Origin of the sequence: Streptomyces sp. NPDC005863 (genome assembly GCF_042871345.1) — a bacterium.
GTDB lineage: Bacteria > Actinomycetota > Actinomycetes > Streptomycetales > Streptomycetaceae > Streptomyces.
Genome location: NZ_JBIAII010000008.1, coordinates 203,676 through 220,479 on the forward strand (window position 1 = coordinate 203,676; position 16,804 = coordinate 220,479).

General features: G+C 70.1%; 12 protein-coding genes. 9 read left to right on the forward strand and 3 right to left on the reverse strand.

Going from position 1 to position 16,804, the window contains the following annotated elements:
- The first annotated feature begins 466 nt into the window (after positions 1–466).
- Positions 467–2,392, forward strand: a complete 1,926-nt coding sequence (locus ACFYO9_RS26780) for a hypothetical protein (RefSeq protein ID WP_358777265.1) — start codon at positions 467–469, stop codon at positions 2,390–2,392.
- 356 nt (positions 2,393–2,748) lie between these two features.
- On the opposite strand, the gene ACFYO9_RS26785 is transcribed toward ACFYO9_RS26780, so the two are convergent.
- The gene (locus tag ACFYO9_RS26785) at positions 2,749–4,014 is read right to left on the reverse strand and encodes a serine hydrolase domain-containing protein (protein WP_358777264.1); all 1,266 of its coding nucleotides are present in this window, start codon (positions 4,012–4,014) and stop codon (positions 2,749–2,751) included.
- Between the two features lie 477 nt (positions 4,015–4,491).
- Between ACFYO9_RS26785 and ACFYO9_RS26790 the strand changes: the two genes are divergently transcribed.
- From ACFYO9_RS26790 to ACFYO9_RS26820, 7 genes are all read left to right on the forward strand, one after another.
- The gene (locus ACFYO9_RS26790; RefSeq protein ID WP_355810863.1) at positions 4,492–4,695 is read left to right on the forward strand and encodes a cold-shock protein; all 204 of its coding nucleotides are present in this window, start codon (positions 4,492–4,494) and stop codon (positions 4,693–4,695) included.
- A 303-nt stretch (positions 4,696–4,998) separates the two neighbouring features.
- Positions 4,999–6,528: a DEAD/DEAH box helicase gene (locus ACFYO9_RS26795; protein ID WP_358777263.1), complete on the forward strand. Its 1,530-nt coding sequence runs from the start codon at positions 4,999–5,001 to the stop codon at positions 6,526–6,528.
- A 93-nt stretch (positions 6,529–6,621) separates the two neighbouring features.
- Complete coding sequence (locus tag ACFYO9_RS26800) at positions 6,622–6,942, forward strand: CBS domain-containing protein (protein WP_388666633.1); 321 nt, start codon at positions 6,622–6,624, stop codon at positions 6,940–6,942.
- A 51-nt stretch (positions 6,943–6,993) separates the two neighbouring features.
- Complete coding sequence (locus tag ACFYO9_RS26805) at positions 6,994–7,404, forward strand: SCO5918 family protein (RefSeq protein ID WP_358777262.1); 411 nt, start codon at positions 6,994–6,996, stop codon at positions 7,402–7,404.
- 513 nt (positions 7,405–7,917) lie between these two features.
- Complete coding sequence (locus ACFYO9_RS26810; RefSeq protein ID WP_358777261.1) at positions 7,918–11,964, forward strand: hypothetical protein; 4,047 nt, start codon at positions 7,918–7,920, stop codon at positions 11,962–11,964.
- Between the two features lie 368 nt (positions 11,965–12,332).
- Positions 12,333–13,121, forward strand: coding sequence for a GntR family transcriptional regulator (locus ACFYO9_RS26815; RefSeq protein ID WP_358777305.1), 789 nt, complete (start codon positions 12,333–12,335; stop codon positions 13,119–13,121).
- A gap of 5 nt (positions 13,122–13,126) precedes the next feature.
- The gene (locus ACFYO9_RS26820) at positions 13,127–13,888 is read left to right on the forward strand and encodes a glycosyltransferase (protein ID WP_358777260.1); all 762 of its coding nucleotides are present in this window, start codon (positions 13,127–13,129) and stop codon (positions 13,886–13,888) included.
- A gap of 23 nt (positions 13,889–13,911) precedes the next feature.
- Here the strand turns inward: ACFYO9_RS26820 and ACFYO9_RS26825 are convergent, their stop codons facing one another.
- Both ACFYO9_RS26825 and ACFYO9_RS26830 read right to left on the reverse strand, forming a co-directional pair.
- Positions 13,912–14,832 (reverse strand): FkbM family methyltransferase, encoded by a 921-nt coding sequence (locus ACFYO9_RS26825; RefSeq protein WP_358777259.1) that lies wholly within the window; start codon positions 14,830–14,832, stop codon positions 13,912–13,914.
- Positions 14,833–14,901: 69 nt separating this feature from the next.
- Positions 14,902–16,125: an amidohydrolase family protein gene (locus ACFYO9_RS26830; protein ID WP_358777258.1), complete on the reverse strand. Its 1,224-nt coding sequence runs from the start codon at positions 16,123–16,125 to the stop codon at positions 14,902–14,904.
- Between the two features lie 178 nt (positions 16,126–16,303).
- On the opposite strand from ACFYO9_RS26830, the gene ACFYO9_RS26835 reads away from it, so the two are divergent.
- Positions 16,304–16,753 carry a DoxX family membrane protein gene (locus ACFYO9_RS26835; protein ID WP_358777257.1) on the forward strand — a complete coding sequence of 150 codons (450 nt, stop codon included), beginning with the start codon at positions 16,304–16,306 and terminating at the stop codon, positions 16,751–16,753.
- Positions 16,754–16,804 lie beyond the last annotated feature (51 nt).

Below are 16,804 nucleotides of genomic sequence, written 5' to 3' on the forward strand. Positions count from 1 at the left end.
TGGTTGTCAACGTGCCCCATGATCGCTCCTGTCGGGCATGAAAGGCGAGGAGCCAAGAGTGAAGCGGACACAACGGCGTCACAGTCGGAATGGTGCAAGTAGGACGGGGCGGACGAAGGCTCCACCGAGACCTAGGCGGCCCAGCCGAAGCGTGGACGAGCCCCGCGTCGGTTACCTCGTCATCCATGGGGTCGGCAACCAGCATCGGCGCATCGGCTCCGACCGTTCCGTCCTGCACCTCATGGGCCGGGGCATCGTGGATCCGATCGAGAAGGCCCACGGCGGGTCTTCAGTCACCTGGACTGAGACTCCGGAGTGCAGGGAGAGCTCTGCCGAGTGGCCCCTGGGTACCCCTGCCCACGCAACTGTCGGTATCACCGGTCCCGGGCAGGAGAGGGGAACAGTGCTCATTGCGGAGGCAGTATGGGCGGACCGTTTCCGCCGGCCCCCGTGGTATCTCCGCTGGTTGCTGACCATCGGCTACGTTTTGCTGAGCCTGCCTGCAGCACTGCTGCTGATCGGACCAGACCGCCGCGACCGCAACTTCTGGGCGCCGACTGAGCCTTCGCCAAAGAGGACCTTGGCGCGCTCCCTTCTCGAGGGGCTGCGGCCTGGCGCCTTCCTTTTCAGTCCAGATTTTCGCCACATTGCCCGCATAGGGTGGCGGTTCCTGACTCTGGTCGTACTCCTGGCGGCGTTTACGGCACTGCTGTTGGAGCACACCTGGTGGACCGTCAGCTGTGCAGCCGTTCTAATCGTTCTGCTGAGCACGCGACTGAACGTCGGAGACCACGTCATTACTGCTGTTGCGCGGAGTCAGGAGCGAGAGAAGCTACTCGCCTTCCTAGAGGAGCGGTTGCGCTGGATGCGGGCGCATTGCGACAAGGTCGTGATCATCGCTCATTCACAGGGAGGCTTTCTGGCCCACCAGCTCATGGCCCGCGACGGGGGCCGTAATCAGTCGAAAGTGATTCGGCTGGTGGGCGTCGGGTCCGGCCTCAAACCCATCTGGCTTCTCCAGCAGATCAAGCGGCCGCTCGTCTGCGCCGTGGCATGGATGCTGCCCGTCGCGTCCCTCTGTCTGGCTTGGGGGGCTTCGCCGCTCATCGAGCCGAGTAATTCAGAGATTGCGGCGAGCATGCTGATGCAGGTGAAAGTGCTTGTTTCTTCCATGGCGGTGCCGCTGGGCGCACAGTCCCCCCAGTTCAGCACCGATATGTTGCACGGCGTAGTCGAGTCGATGGAGCGGATGCAGTCCGGCCTCCTGCTCGTGGGCGACATGTCTTGGGAACGGTGGGTCGCCATCACGGTGAGCGCGACACTGAGCCTTACGTGCGGCCTGATCATCAGGTTCCGTATCCGCCCCAACGCGAAGTCGATCTTCGCCCTGCCGCCGACCAAGGGGACAAAGCAGCTGAAGTGGGAGGAGTACAGCAGCCATCACGACATGGTTGGGAGGATGCTGCTGCCAACTCTCCCGCAGGGCGTGGAGCGGGAAGCCGCACCCGTCCTCGGTCATCCGCTGGGCGATCACACAAAGTACTTCGACAGCAATGGGTTACTACCGCGCCGTCTGGCAGCCGGCCTGCTTACTGACATCGAATCTTCATCCCGCAGCTTCGGCGCAAAGCGGTGGATGGAAACGGTCGCCCGCTACGAACGAGCCTTGCGGAAACAACATGATCGGCGGCGCTGCTTCCAAGGGGTGCTCATGCTGTGGGTGGCATCCGCCACCCTGCTCCCTCGTATTGCTCACGGTGCGACGATCGTCGAGGCGGTTGTTGGAAACTGGCAACCGCTGGTGGTGGCAACACTCGTCCTCAGCGCCGTATTCACCTGGCGAGGTCGCAGGAGTCATCGAGAACTGGTTGCCATGCTCGACTCCGAACTGCGCGGCGAGCCGCGGCCAACGCCGCCAGTAAGGATCGTGGTCCCCGATGGCAGAATCGCTACGACGATGGCGCTGGCCATCGGCGCCGTGTTCGCCTTCTTCGGGGCGCTGGGGCTGAGCCTACTGTCCAAGTTCCAGCCAGCTTGGAACGTCGGATCGCCTGGTGCGCCCATGCTTGCCGCCATGATTCTCGCCATCCTTGCTGGCGCAGCAGGTTCCGGCTATCGGGTTCGGCGACGCTGGGTTGCCGGCGCAGGGTTCCTGGCCTGCCTTCCTGCACTGACCTCGGAGGGCCCGCCGAGCTCGAGTGTCCCTGCGTGGGCGACGGCTCCCGGAGGGACACTCGCTGCTGTTGTCCTGGTTGCTACGGCAATCGCGCTGATCGGTCTGACCAGGGCACGTCCGGTTTCACTTCCAGATGCGCCGCCCAGCCCTTCGGCTGTCCCCAGCCAGCGAAGAGCCGCCAGTGACCTCGCAGCCGTTGGCCCCGATCGCGAGTGAAGTGGCAAGGGGGTTGAACTGGTGGCCGCCGATGGTCTCCGCTGACACGGCGGGGAGGACGGACCCAAAGACGATTAGCCAAGGCCATTTGGGAGCCATCGGGGAGCCGATCCGCTCCCCGAGCCCCTTCAAGACCACCCGAGGCCACGGCAAACCAACGCGCTGACCAGGTAAAACATCATCCGCGCTGGCGAGACCAGCACCCGAACCTCATTCGGGACGAAGAGGTCGTGGGTTCAAATCCCGACGGCTAAGTAACGCTTCAGGGCCACCGACTCGCGTGAGTCGGTGGCCCTGAAGCGTTTCCGGGGACGGGGCGGAGGAGTTCGGCCGTCGGCAGTCTCGCGGTGGGGTGGTTAGTTCGTCGGCTTGGGGGCCGTCGCTGAGCCGTCGTAGATGTGTTTCGGGGTGGCCACCGCCGTGATCGCGCGGGCCAGCAACGTTGAGGGTTCCTGGGCTGCGCTCAGGATGTCCGTGTTCATCATGACGACCAGGGTGGCCTTCTGGGCGGGGAGGTAGACCGTCACCGTCTCGTAGCCGGGGATGGAGCCGTTGTGGCCGATCCAGCCGTTGGTCTTGAGGATGCCCAGGCCGTAGGTGGTGCCGGGGAAGCCCGTCGGCAGGGTCTTCATGCGTTGCTTCTGGGTTGCGGAGCTCAGCAGTTGCCCTGTGGCGACGGATTTCGCCCAGTGCCGCAGGTCGTGCAGGTTCGAGATCATCGCCCCGGCCGCCCAGCCCCAGCTGGGGTTCCAGTTCGTCGCGTCCGCGATCTCGCCGCTCGGGGTCTGGTCGGTGTAACCGCGCGGGTGCGGGTCGGGGAACTCGTTGCCCTGCGGGAACAGCGTGTGGCGCAGGTGGGCCGGGCGCAGTACGCGGTGGTGGATGACGTCGGCGAGCGGGCGGCCGGTCACCTTTTCGATCACCAGGCCCAGCAGGACGAGGTTGGAGTTGGAGTACTGGAACGTCTTGCCCGGGGCGGAGGTGTTGCGGTGCTTGTAGCCGTACGCGAGGGACTGGCGCGGCGTGAACGTGCGGTACGGGTCGCTCAGCAGGTCGTGGATGAAGTCCGCGTCCTCCGTGTACGGGAACAGCCCGCTGCGCATCTCCGCGAGGTGGCGCAGCGTGATACGGCGGCCGTTGGGCACGCCCTTGACGTACGTCGAGATCGGGTCGTCCAGCTTGATCCGGCCCTCGTCCACGAGTTCGAGCAGCGCGGTGACGGTGAACGTCTTGGTCTCGCTGCCGATCCGGACGTAGGAGTCGGCGCGCATCGGCTCGCCGGTCCTGGTGTCGGCGACGCCCATGGACCGGACGTAGCAGCCCTTGCCCGGCATCCACAGGCCGACGACCGCCCCGGGGATCTTCGCCTTCCTTCCGACGTCGTCCATGGTCTTGTCGAGGCGGGACGTGAGCTTGCGGCCCAGGCCGCCGTTCGGGCATTCGCCCCGGTCGGGGTGAGCCCCCCGGTCGGAGAGGGCCCCCCGGTCGGAGAGGGCCCCCCGGTTGGGGTGGGCTGCGGTCGGCCGTTGGTCTGCCGCGGCGGGGTGGACTGTGGCCGGCGCCCACAGGGACGCGGCGAGCAGGGCCGCGCACAGGGTGCGGCGAGGGGTGGAACGTCTCATTCGGGGCGCCTCTTCCAGACACTTCCAAAGGGGGGCGGACGTCTCGAACATCACCACCTCGCCCCGCGAGGGGCGCCCGGCTGTCCGTCCCCGCGTCATGGAGTCCACTCGTTCGGCGCCATGGGCCGCCGTCCAGGGGGCAGCCGCCCAGGGGGGAGTTCGGATCACGGGCTCGGCGATCATTGTGCGAACGGCCGGGAATGAAATTCTGTGTCCGCGGAGGGAGAGTTTGGGTAAGGGCGCCTGGAGGGATTTCACGGTAATGGGTTGCGCGGAAATATTCCGCGCGCACCGGCCGCCCCGGCGTGCTACTGTCGTCTTAGTTGCAGTTGTGGTTCCCGAAACTTCAAGTGCTCCTGGCCCTACATCAGGCCGGAGCGCTTTTTTATTACCGGTCATTTCCGGGCGGGGTAATCATCGCGGCGACACGGGCTCCGCAGGACGCGGGCCCGATGTACTGCCCCAAAGGAGATAGACATGGCTAACGGCACCGTGAAGTGGTTCAACTCGGAAAAGGGCTTCGGCTTCATCGAGCAGGACGGTGGCGGCCCCGACGTGTTCGCCCACTACTCGAACATCGCCGCCCAGGGCTTCCGTGAGCTGCTCGAGGGCCAGAAGGTGACCTTCGACATCGCGCAGGGCCAGAAGGGCCCGACGGCCGAGAACATCGTTCCCGCCTGATCGTCACGCGCACTTGCAGCTGGGGCCCGCATCCTTCGGGGTGCGGGCCCCAGCTGCATGCATTTGCGTCGGGGCTTGCGCTTCTCCCTGCGCCCCCCGCGCCCCCCGCTTCACCCTGCGTCTTCTTGCTTCTTTTTGTTTCCGCGGCTGAGATCTGACTTTCTCTTTCAGTTCTCCTGATTCGCCGCTTCTCGTCATCGGTTCATACTTGTCGTTCTCTGCGCGTTCACCGGCCTCATCGGCTTATCGGCGAGCGGTACGCGGGAATTCCTTGATATGTGCCGCATCAAGGAAGGTTCCCGAATGAACCGCATGCGTACAAATGATCGTTCGTCGTCCGCCCCGCGCCGCTCCGGTGGCGGCGGACGCTCCGGCGGGACCCCCCGCTTCGGTGGAGCCCCCCGTTCTGGTGGAGCCCCTCGCTCCGGTGGAGCCCCGCGTTCCGGCGGTTACGGTCGTCGGTCCTCCGGGCCGCAGGGCGAGTTCGCGCTCCCCACCACCATCACCCCCGCGCTCCCCGCCGTGGAGAGCTTCGCCGAGCTGGACATGGCCGCGCCGCTGCTGGCCGAGCTCAGCCGGCAGGGCGTCACCGTGCCGTTTCCGATCCAGGCGGCCACGCTGCCCAACTCCCTCGCCGGCCGCGACGTCCTCGGGCGTGGCCGTACCGGGTCCGGCAAGACGCTCGCCTTCGGGCTCGCCCTGCTCTCCCGTCTGGCCGGGCAGCGCGCCGAGGCCCGTCGGCCGCTGGGGCTCGTCCTCGTCCCCACCCGCGAGCTCGCCCAGCAGGTGACGGACGCCCTCACCCCGTACGCCCGTTCCGTCCGGCTGCGGCTGGTCACGGTCGTGGGCGGGATGTCGATCGGGCGTCAGGCCGGCGCGCTGCGCGGCGGCGCCGAGATCGTCGTGGCCACGCCGGGACGTCTCAAGGACCTCATCGACCGCGGCGACTGCGGACTCGACCAGGTGGGCATCACCGTCCTCGACGAGGCCGACCAGATGGCCGACATGGGCTTCATGCCGCAGGTCACCGCCCTCCTCGACCAGGTCAAGCCCGAGGGGCAGCGCATGCTGTTCTCCGCCACGCTGGACCGGAACGTCGACCTCCTGGTGCGCCGTTACCTGAGCGACCCCGTCGTCCACTCCGTGGACCCGTCGGCCGGCGCCGTCACGACGATGGAGCACCACGTGCTGCACGTGCACGGCACCGACAAGTACGCGACCACCACCGAGATCGCCGCCCGCGACGGCCGCGTGATCATGTTCCTGGACACCAAGCACGCCGTCGACCGGCTGACCCAGGACCTGCTCAACAGCGGAGTACGCGCCGCGGCCCTGCACGGCGGCAAGTCCCAGCCGCAGCGCACCCGCACGCTGACGCAGTTCAAGACGGGGCACGTCACCGTGCTCGTCGCCACGAACGTCGCCGCCCGCGGCATCCACGTCGACAACCTCGACCTCGTCGTCAACGTCGACCCGCCCACCGACCACAAGGACTACCTGCACCGCGGCGGCCGTACCGCCCGCGCCGGCGAGTCCGGCAGCGTCGTCACCCTGGTCACCCCCCAGCAGCGCCGGGGCATGGTGCGCCTCATGGCGGACGCCGGGATCCGGCCGCAGGTCACCCAGGTCCGCTCCGGCGAGGCCGAGCTGCACCGCATCACCGGCGCCCAGGCGCCCTCCGGCGTCCCGGTGGTCATCACCGCGCCGGTGAGCGAGCGGCCCAAGCGGACCGGCACCTCCCGAGGCCGTCGCCGCCCCGCGTCGGCCGGGCGCCGCTTCCCCGCCGCGTCGGGGTCCTCCGCGTCGGCGTCCTCCGCGTCGTCCGCCGCCTAGTCACCGGCCACCGGTCACTGGCCACCGGTCACTGGCCACCGGCCACCGGCCACCGGCCACCGGTCAGCCGATCCATCTCTGCAGGAGGTTCCTTTGACGCTGGTTCAGACGGTCGCCGTGGACGACTCCGCCGTGGACGACTCCGCCGAGGAGACCGCGCCGCAGGTATGGGACGACATGACGGTCGAGGTGGCGCTGACCGTCATGGCCGGCGCCCGCGTCGGGCATCTGCTCGTCTGTGACGCGGACAGCCGGCGCACCGGCTTCGTCACCCGCGCCCGGCTGGCCGCCGTCCGCGACGGCTCCGGGTATACGGACCGGATCCGGCTGCGGGACATAGGATCCCGCAGCGGGGTGTACGACGACGCCCCGGTCCCGGCGCCGGTTCCGAACCCCGTCGGCGCTCGGCCGTGACACCCGCAGGCCCCACCCCCCGTCTCACCGCCCCTTCCTCTGTGAGGTCCCATGCGTTGTGTCATCGCCCGCTTCCCGTTCGACCTGACCAAGAGCGGCGTGCTGGAAACGATGAAGGGCGTCAAGCCCGAGCCGGTCACCGGTGAGTCCGTCATCATCGGGCGCCGCCACTACCCGGTGAAGCAGGTCGGCCAGGTCGTCACCCGACAGGACCGTCGTGACTTCAGCGCCGGTGAGGTCGTCCGCGCCATGACCCAGCTCGGCTTCACCTGCCGTACGCACCCGGCGGGCTCCACCGGGGGCACGGATACGGGTACGGGCACGCCCACCGGTACGGGTACGGGCGCGGGCACGTCCCGCCTCAGCCCCCTGCAGCACGCCTCCGCGCTGCTGGGCGCGCCGCCCATCTCCGAGGCGTCCATCTCCGAGGCGTCCATCTCCGAGGCGTCCGTCCCCGCCTGAAGGATCCGTCCCGCCTGAACAGACAGCGAGGGCCCGACCGGTACGCGCCGGTCGGGCCCTCGCTGCTGTTCGGATGCCCCGGGTCGACCGGATCTCCCGGTCGTCCAGATCTCCCGGGTCGTCCGGATGTCCCGGGAAGGTGGGGTGCGTCGTATCGGTGCCGGTCCCTCCCCTCGTGGGGACCGGCACCGATCGACGCGTACAACGCCGACCGCCGTTCGACGGCGTATCGGCGCGGATCGGGGAAAATCGGGATCCGCGTTCTCCGCGACGCGTCCGTCGTGCCTCAGAGGCAAGCCGGGCTCAGAACGATCGGTGGCGCGCGCCGCCGCTGTGAGTCCTGAGCCGATGACCTGCCCGGACGCTGCGTGGTTGGTTCGCTACTGCGACGAAATCCTGCCAGTTACGGCTCTCCGAGAGGAGGTTCCGGTCCCATCCGGACCCCTTCGCCGCAGGTCAGCCGTATAAAGTGAGTTTTCCGGTCCGGATGTCCAGGCGCGGCGGAAGTAAGGGGTGGAGGCCTTGAGTTCCGACTCAGGGGCACGCACGAGCTTCGCGGAGCGTCTCGCGCTGCTGTACAAGGAGGCCGGCAACCCGCCCCTCAAGCGCGTGGCCGAAGCGGTCGTACGGCTTCAGCGCGTCGACGAACGCGGGCGTCCCGTACGGGTGTCCGCCCAGCGGATCAGCGACTGGCGGCGGGCCAAGAACGTGCCGGCCCAGTTCGCCGCCCTCGCCGCGGTGCTGCATGTCCTGATCCCCGAGGCGCGGCGCGAGCGGCCCACGCCCGTCTCGACGGGTCTGTACGACATGACCCAGTGGCACCGGCTGTGGGAGAGCGCGGTGGCCGACCCGGTCGGCGACCGCGCGCCGGGGAGCGACGAGGACGAGTCCGCCGACGCGGCAGCCGTCCCCAGCGTGTGCCCGTACCGGGGCCTCGCCTCGTACCGGGAGCAGGACGCCCAGTGGTTCTTCGGCCGGGAGCGGAGCACGGAGGCCCTCGTGGCCCAGCTCCGCGCCGCGGAGGAGTCGGGCGGCCTGGTCATGCTCGTGGGCGCGTCGGGCGCGGGGAAGTCCTCCCTCCTCAACGCCGGGCTCGTCCCCACCCTGCAGAACGGCGCGCTGGACGAGGAGGGCGGCCGGGGCACCGGTCCTGTCCTGCAACTCGTGCCGGGCAGCGATCCGCTCGGGGAGCTGATCCGTCAGATACCGGAGCTCGCGCCCGCGGTGGCCGCGGCGCCGGCGGACGGCGGCTCCGGCTCGCCCCACTTCACGCAAGCAGTACGCGACGCCTTCGCCGCCTGGGCCGTACGGACCGGGGACGGCCACGCCCGCGGTCACACCCGCCCCGTGGTCATCGTCGACCAGTTCGAGGAGACATTCACCCTTTGTCCGGATGAGGCGGACCGGCACGTCTTCGTCCAACTCCTGCACGCCGCCTGCTCCCCCGCCTCCCCCGCCTCTCCAGGAACACCCGCCTCCCCGGAGACGCCGGCCACCCCCACCCCCCAACCCGCCCTCGTCGTCCTCGGCATCCGCGCCGACTTCTACGAGGAGTGCCTCGGCTACCCCGAGCTCGCCGACGCCCTGCAGCACCGGCACATGGTGCTCGGGCCGCTGACCAGCGCCGAACTGCGCAAGGCGGTGACCGGTCCCGCCAAGGCCGTCGGCCTTGAACTCGAACCGGGCCTCGCCGAGCTGATCGTCCGTGAGGTGAGTACGGACGGGCCCCGCGGCGCCCACGACGCGGGCGTCCTGCCGCTCCTGTCCCACGCCCTGCTCGCCACCTGGCAGCGGCGCAAGACGGGCCGCCTCACGCTGGCCGGCTACCGCGCCGCCGGCGGCATCCAGGGCGCCGTCGCGGCCACCGCGGAGCGGGCCTGGTCCGGCCTCGACCCGGCCGCCCGTACCGCCGCGCGGCTGCTGCTCCTGCGCCTGGTGCGGCTCGGCGAGGACACCCAGGCCACCCGCCGGCGGGGCACGCGGCGCCAGTTGGCGGAGGAGTCGACCGACCCGCACAAGACCGAGGAGTCCCTGGAGGCGCTGGTGCGCGCCCGGCTCGTGACCCTCGACGCGGAGACCGTGGAGATCACCCACGAGGCGCTGCTGCACGCCTGGCCGCGGCTGCGCGACTGGATCGACGAGGACCGCAACGACCACCTCCTGCGCCAGCGCCTTGAGGAGGACGGCAAGTCCTGGGAGGAGTCCGACCGCGACTCGTCGCTGCTCTACCGTGGCTCCCGCCTCGAACAGGCCCGCGCCTGGGCGAAGAGCGCCGGGGACACCTTCCTGACCCGGAACGCCATGGAGTTCCTGGCCGCCTCCGCGCGGCTGCGCCGGCGTACGGTCTGGATCGCCCGCGGCGCGGTCGCGGCCCTGGTCGTCCTCGCGATGGTCGCCGTCGTCTCGGCGGTGGTGGCCCGGCAGCAGCGCGACGACGCCGTGTTCCAGCAGGTGGTCGCGGAGGCCGACCGCGCGCAGCACACCGACTCGTCGCTGTCGGCCCAGCTCGACCTGGTGGCGCACCGGTTGCGGCCGGGCGACGAGGCGACGCGGAACCGGTTGATATCCATCGTCAACGCGCCCCTCGCCACACCGCTCCTCGGCCACAAGGGCGCCGTCTACCTGACGTCGTTCAGCAAGAACGGCAAGGTCCTCGCCACCGCGAGCTACGACAGGACCGTCCGGCTCTGGGACGTGTCGGACCGTACCCGCCCCAAACAGCTCGGCAAGCCCCTGACCGGCCACACGAGCTGGGTCAGCACCGCGGTGTTCAGCCCGGACGGCACGATGCTGGCCAGCGCGAGCGACGACGGCACGGTCCGGCTCTGGGACGTGCGGGACCCCCGCCATCCGCGGCCGATCGGCGGCCCCGTGCCCGGCCACGGCGGCACGATCTATCTGCTCGCCTTCAGTCCGGACGGCCGCTATCTGGCCTCCGCCAACGAGGACCACGCCGTACGGCTGTGGGACCTGGACCGGCCCGCCGCGCCGAAGTCCGTCGCCACGCTGTCCGGCCACACCGCCGCCGTGCGGTCCGTGGCGTTCGCGCCCGACGGGCGCACGCTCGCGGCCGGCGGGGACGACGGCACGATCCGGCTGTGGGACACGGCCGATCCACGCCGCCCGAAGCCGATCGAGAGGGTGCTGCGGGGCCACGCGGGCACGGTGCACTCCGTGGCCTTCAGCCCCGACGGCGCCACCCTCGCCAGCGGCGGCGTCGACAACACGATCCGGCTCTGGGACGTCGCGCGACCGCGCCGGGCGCACGCGCTCGGCACCCCGCTCACGGGCCATACGGGACCGATGTGGTCGGTGGCCTTCAACGCGGACGGCAGCATGCTCGCGGCCGCCAGCGCCGACAGCACGGCCAGCCTGTGGAACGTCCGCGACCCGGCGCGCCCGTCGCAGGTCGGCGAGCCGCTCGCGGGCAGCAGCGGCGAGATGTACTCCCTCGGCTTCAGCCCCGACGGCCGGACGCTCGCGACCGGGAGCGGCGACAACAAGGTGCGGCTGTGGTCGATCCCGCCGTCGGACATGCTCGGCCGGGTCGGGGCGTTCCGTCCCGACGGCAAGGTGCTCGCCACGGCGGCGAGCGACGAGAAGATCCGGCTGTGGGACGTGGCGCGCCCCGACCGGGTCGAGCCGCTGGGCAAGCCGTTCCGGCCCGGCAAGGGCGATCTGCGCTCGCCGGTGTTCTCCCCCGACGGCCGCGTCCTCGCGGTCCTCACCGGCAACCGTGCGGTGCAGCTGTGGAACGTCGCGGATCCGAAGCATCCGGTTCCGTTCGGGCCGCCCGTCACCCTGCGCACCCGGTTCGCGGCCGCGCTGGCCTTCAGCCCGGACGGGCGCACCCTCGCGTCCGCCGACACCGACCGCACCATCCAGCTGTGGGACGTCACCTCGCCGGAGCGCCTGCGCCGCCTCGGCCGGCCGCTCACCGGCCATCAGGGGTACATCAACTCGCTCGCCTTCAGCAAGGACGGGCAGACCCTCGCCAGTGGCAGCGCGGACGGCACCGTACGGCTGTGGAACGTGACCGACCCGCGCCGCGTCACCCGTCGCGGCGCGCCCCTCACCGGCCATCGGGGGCCGGTCAACCGGGTCGCCTACAGCCCGGACGGCCACGCGCTGGCCAGCGCGAGTGACGACGGCACGGTCCGGCTCTGGGACGTCTCCGATCCGTCGGCGCCGCGGCGGGCCGCCGCCCTGACGGGGCACACCGACGCGGTCGTGTCGCTGACGTTCAGCGAGGACGGGCGCACCCTCGCGACCGGCGGCAACGACAACACCGTCCGGCTCTGGGACGTCGCCGACCCCTTCGAGGCCTCCGCGATCGGCCAGTCGATGAGTCCCAACGCCAAGACGGGCAGCTTCCTCACGTTCAACCCGGTGAGCCACATGCTGGGGGTGTCGAGCGGCACGGACACCGTCCGGCTCTGGGACCTGGACACCGAGGACGCCGTCGACCGCATTTGTTCGACCACGCGGGGTGTTCTGACGCGGGATAAGTGGGACGAGTATCTTCCGCGCCTCTCGTACGATCCGCCGTGCGACACGTAACGCGCCCTCCAGCGGCCCCGCTTTTCGCGTGATCCCGATCACAACTCCATAACTCGGTCCCGGAGTTGACTCCCGCTGCGCATTGAGCCTTGTTACTCTTCCTTATAGAGCCCGATCGCTGGTGCATCCCCCGTCGCCAGCGATCGGGCCCTTTCATGTGCGCACACCGCTTTTCGGCGATCGGGCCCGGCCGGTTTCGGGACACGAGATGGGTGTGTAGGGAAACTTTCGGCCATTGCGTATGCGCCATGGTCGCTCTCACGAAGTGCGGGTCCACCCGCTCGTCAACTCCTCTTGAGGAGTCGTAGGGTGAGTTCCGCCGGCTCCGCCGCACGGCGGAAAAGCACCGACGACGGATGGTGAGCGCGATCCCCAAGGCCTACGAGCAGATCGCGGACGACCTCCGCCGCTCCATCCGCAGCGGCCGGCTCCGCCCCGGCGAGCGGCTGCCCGCCGAGACGGCGCTCGCCGAACGGTACGGGCGCAGCGTGCCGACGCTCCGCGACGCCCTGCGGCTGCTGCGCGAGGAGGGCCTGATCGAGAAGGAGCACGGCCGCGGCAACTTCGTCCGCAGGCCCCGCACCAAGGTGGTCCGCGACAACTCCCGTCACCAGTGGGAGAAGAACCGGGTGCACCAGCCGGTACGGAACCGGGCGCGCACCGGCGCCACCGAGCGCGACACCGGGCTCGAACTGCAGGACCTCGTCTTCCACGCCGAGTACCGCGAGATCCCCGCGGACGCGGACCTCGCGGCCGCCTTCGGTCTCCCTAAGGGCACGCCCCTGATCGCCCGCTCCTACCGGACCCGGCACACCGTCGAGAGCGCCCCCTTCAACCTGGCCACCTCCTACCTGGTCCGCGACCTGGTGGCGGGCAACGCCGACCTCCTCGACGAGACCAGGGAGCCGTGGCCCGGCGGCACCCAGAACCAGCTCAGCACCGTCGGCATCGAGCTGGACCGCGTCGAGGAACGCCTCACCGCCCGCCCGCCGACCCCGGAGGAGGCCGCGGAGCTCGAACTGCCCCCGGGCACCTCCGTCCTGCTGCTCCGCAAGACGTCGTACGACACGGCGGGACGCGTCGTCGAGATCTCCGACGTCACCCTGCCCGGCGACCGCACGGAAGCCGTCTTCGTCACTCCACTGGAAAGGTGGTGAGTGCCGTGCGCCGGCGCGTCATCATCGTCACTGCCGTCCACGCCCCCTCGGCCGCCTTCCTGCCGGACGCGTACAAGTCGCTGTGCGAGCAGGAGCTCCCCGAGGGCTGGGAGTGGCACTGGCTGATCCAGGAGGACGGCCACACCGACCGGGTCGCGCCGCACGTGCCGGACGACCCGCGGGTGACCTTCCGGCAGGGCAGGCCCGGCGGCCCCGGTGTGGCCCGCACCATCGCCCTCGCGCACGCCGATGGCCCGTACGTGAGGATCCTGGACGCCGACGACCAACTCACCCCCGGCGCGCTGGCCCGCGACCTCGCGGCGCTGGAGGAGCACCCGGACGTCGGCTGGGCGACCTCGCGCGTGCTCGACCTGCTGCCCGACGGCTCGACCGCAGGTTTCCCCGGCGACCCGGAGCACGGCCCGCTGGAGCGCGGCACGGTGCTCGCCTCCTGGGCGGCGCACGACTACCGCGCGCCGGTCCACCCGGCCACGCTCTTCGTCCGCCGCGACCTGCTCGTCGCCCTGGGCGGCTGGATGGCCCTTCCCGCCTCGGAGGACACGGGGCTGCTGCTGGCGCTCGACGCCGTGTCCCGGGGCTGGTTCTCGTCCGAGGTGGGCCTGCTCTACCGCAAGTGGGAGGGCCAGGCGACGGGCCAGAGCGCGCACGTCGACGCGGGCGAGCGGGCGGCACGCATGGCGGTGGTGGAGACGCGGGCCAGGGCGCTGGCGGGGTTCGCGTGGCGTTTCCCGACGGGGAGCGACTGAGGAAGGAGCCGTCCCCGGGCCCCTCAGTCCAGCGTCTCCGCGTCGGTCCGAGAGAACACCAACTCCGTCTCCCCGACCACCGGTTCGCGCCACCGCACCGGCGGCATCGGTCGCCGGATCGCCCCCGGGTAGCTGTCGGCGGCGTACTCGTTGACCAGGCGGTACGGATGGAAACCCGCCTCCCGCATCGTCGTCATCAACTCGTCCGCCGAGTCGCCCAGTTGGGCCATCCGGTCCGGTGTCACCTCGACCGCGATCTCGACGTCGGGGCGGAGGCGGTCCAGGGCCGGTGCGAGGCCCCTGATGACGCCGCCCTCCGCGCCCTCCACGTCGATCTTGATCACCCGGGCCCCGGCGAGCTCGTCGGGGCGCAGCAGTTCGGGCAGCGGGGCCGCCTCCGCGTCGAAGGTGGACTCGGCGGGCCCGTCGTACGGGACGATGCTGTTGGCACCCATGTTGTTCGAGCTGGCGAGGATGAACGTGAGCGTCCTGTGCGCGTCCGACACCGCGGCGTTGACCGCGCGGATGTTGCCGCACCCGTTCAACTCCGCGTGCAGGAGCACCCGTTCGTGGAATACGGGCGAGGCCTCGATCGCCACGACCCGCCCCCCGGCGCCGACGAGCCGGGAGCCGAGCACCGCGAAGTACCCGACGTTCGAGCCGACGTCGACGAACACGTCCCCGGCGCCGAGCCGCCCGCGCAGCCACCGCGTCATGTGCGGCTCCCAGGCGCCGAAGAGGTAGACGTAGCGCTGGATGAGGTCCTGGGTGTCGACCGCGAACCGCAGGCCGTGCCGGTCGGTGACGACGCGGCGGCGCGGGCTCTCCCGCAGGCGCGGGTTCAGGAACCGGGCGGCCAGCGCGGCCTTGCCGAGATCGCCGGGCGCGTCACGCACGTACCCGCGGCCGAGCGTGACCAGCGTCTCCGAAAGGGGGCTGCTCATCCGATCTCCTCTTTCGTGGGGGTCGGACGAACCGTATCGGCCCGGCGGTGGGCGCCGGCCGCCGGGCGGCTACCTGCCGGCCCGGTCGAACGGCAGGTCCAGCATGCGGATCGCGTTGCCGCGCAACAGCTTGTACGCGATGTCCTCGGGGAGGTGCCCGACGTGTTCCTCGGCCACCTTCTTGGTGTGCGGCCAGGTCGAGTCGACGTGCGGATAGTCGGTCTCGAAGGTGGCGTTGTCGACGCCCACGGTCTCGATCGCCTCGATGCCGTGCTTGTCGCGGAAGAAGCAGCAGAAGATCTGCCGGTAGTAGTACGTCGAGGGGGGCTCGGGGATCAGGTCCTTCACCCCGCCCCACGCGCGGTGCTCCTCCCACACGTCGTCGGCCCGCTCCAGGGCGTACGGGATCCAGCCCATCTGCCCCTCGCTGTAAGCGAGTTTGAGCCGGGGGAACTTCACCAGGACGCCGCTGAAGAGGAAGTCCATCATCGAGGCCATCGCGTTGTTGAAGGAGAGCGAGGCCTGCACGGCGGGCGGCGCGTCCGGGGACGCGGCCGGCATCTGCGAGGAGGAGCCGATGTGCATGTTCACGACGGTCCCGGTCTCCTCGCACGCCGCGAAGAACGGGTCCCAGTAACCGCAGTGGATGGACGGCAGCCCCAGATGGGTGGGGATCTCGCTGAAGGTGACGGCGCGCACCCCGCGGGCGGCGTTCCGCCTGATCTCGGCGACGGCGAGGTCGACGTCCCAGAGCGGGATCAGGCAGAGCGGGATCAGCCGCCCGCCGCTGTCGCCGCACCACTCCTCGACCATCCAGTCGTTGTACGCCCGGACGCAGGCGAGGCCGACCTCCTTGTCCTTGGCCTCGGAGAAGGTCTGCCCGCAGAACCGGGGGAAGGTCGGGAAGCACAGCGACGCCTCGACGTGGTTGACGTCCATGTCCGCGAGCCGCGCCTTCGGGTCCCAGCAGCCGCGCCGCATCTGCTCGCGGGTGATGCCGTCCAGCGTCATCTCGTCCCGCGAGAAGCCGACGGCGGCGATGATGCGCTTGTACGGGAAGATGCCGCCCTCGTACTCCCACCAGTCGGTGATCTGGCCGGCCGGGTCCGTCGTGAACCGGTACTTGCCGCCGATGTACTCCAGCTCGCCGATGCCCGCGGTGAAGGGCTTCGGTCCCCGGTCGCGGTACTTGGCGGGGAGCCACGTCTCGAAGAGGTGCGCGGGCTCGATCACGTGGTCGTCCACGCTGATGACCCGGGGGAGTTCCTTGCTGCCGACCTCGCTGCTGACCACTGTTGTGCCCCCTACTGCCTGCCGGTTTCCTCGACCCAAATCTGACGATCCATCAGATGGAGGTTATGACGTCCCCCTGGCGACGGCAAGCGCACGCCCGCAACTCGACCCCTTGCGCGTTGCCGCCCGATCCGCTGAACTGACGCCCCGTCAGCTTGCGGCAGTGGGAGGGCGCTCGATGCAGACGATCTGGCTCAGCGGAGCCGAGTGGCTGGCCGTGCTCCGGATCGGGCTCGGCCTGTGGTGGCTGGAGAGCTGGCGCCACAAGGACAAGAAGGAATGGTTCAAGGGCGGCGGCATCGGCTGGGCGGCGGGCATCGCCGAGAAGCACCGGTGGTCCTTCGTGCGCGCGGGGTTCGACACCGTGGTGAAACCGAGGCCGCGCCTGATGGCGTACGTCGTCGCCTACGCCGAACTGGCCCTGGGACTCGGCCTGATCGCCGGCTTCCTCACCCCGGTCGCCCTGCTCGCCGGACTCGTCCTCAATCTGGTCTACCTGGTCCTGATGATCCACGACTGGGCCGAGCAGGGACAGAACTTCACGATGGCGCTGGTCTCGCTGGTCGGCTTCTTCGCCATCAGCTGGCAGACGTGGTCGGTGGACGACGCGTTGGGGCTCTTCCTCTGACCTCGCGGACTCACGGAGTCACGGAGTCACGGAGGTACGGAGTCACGACCT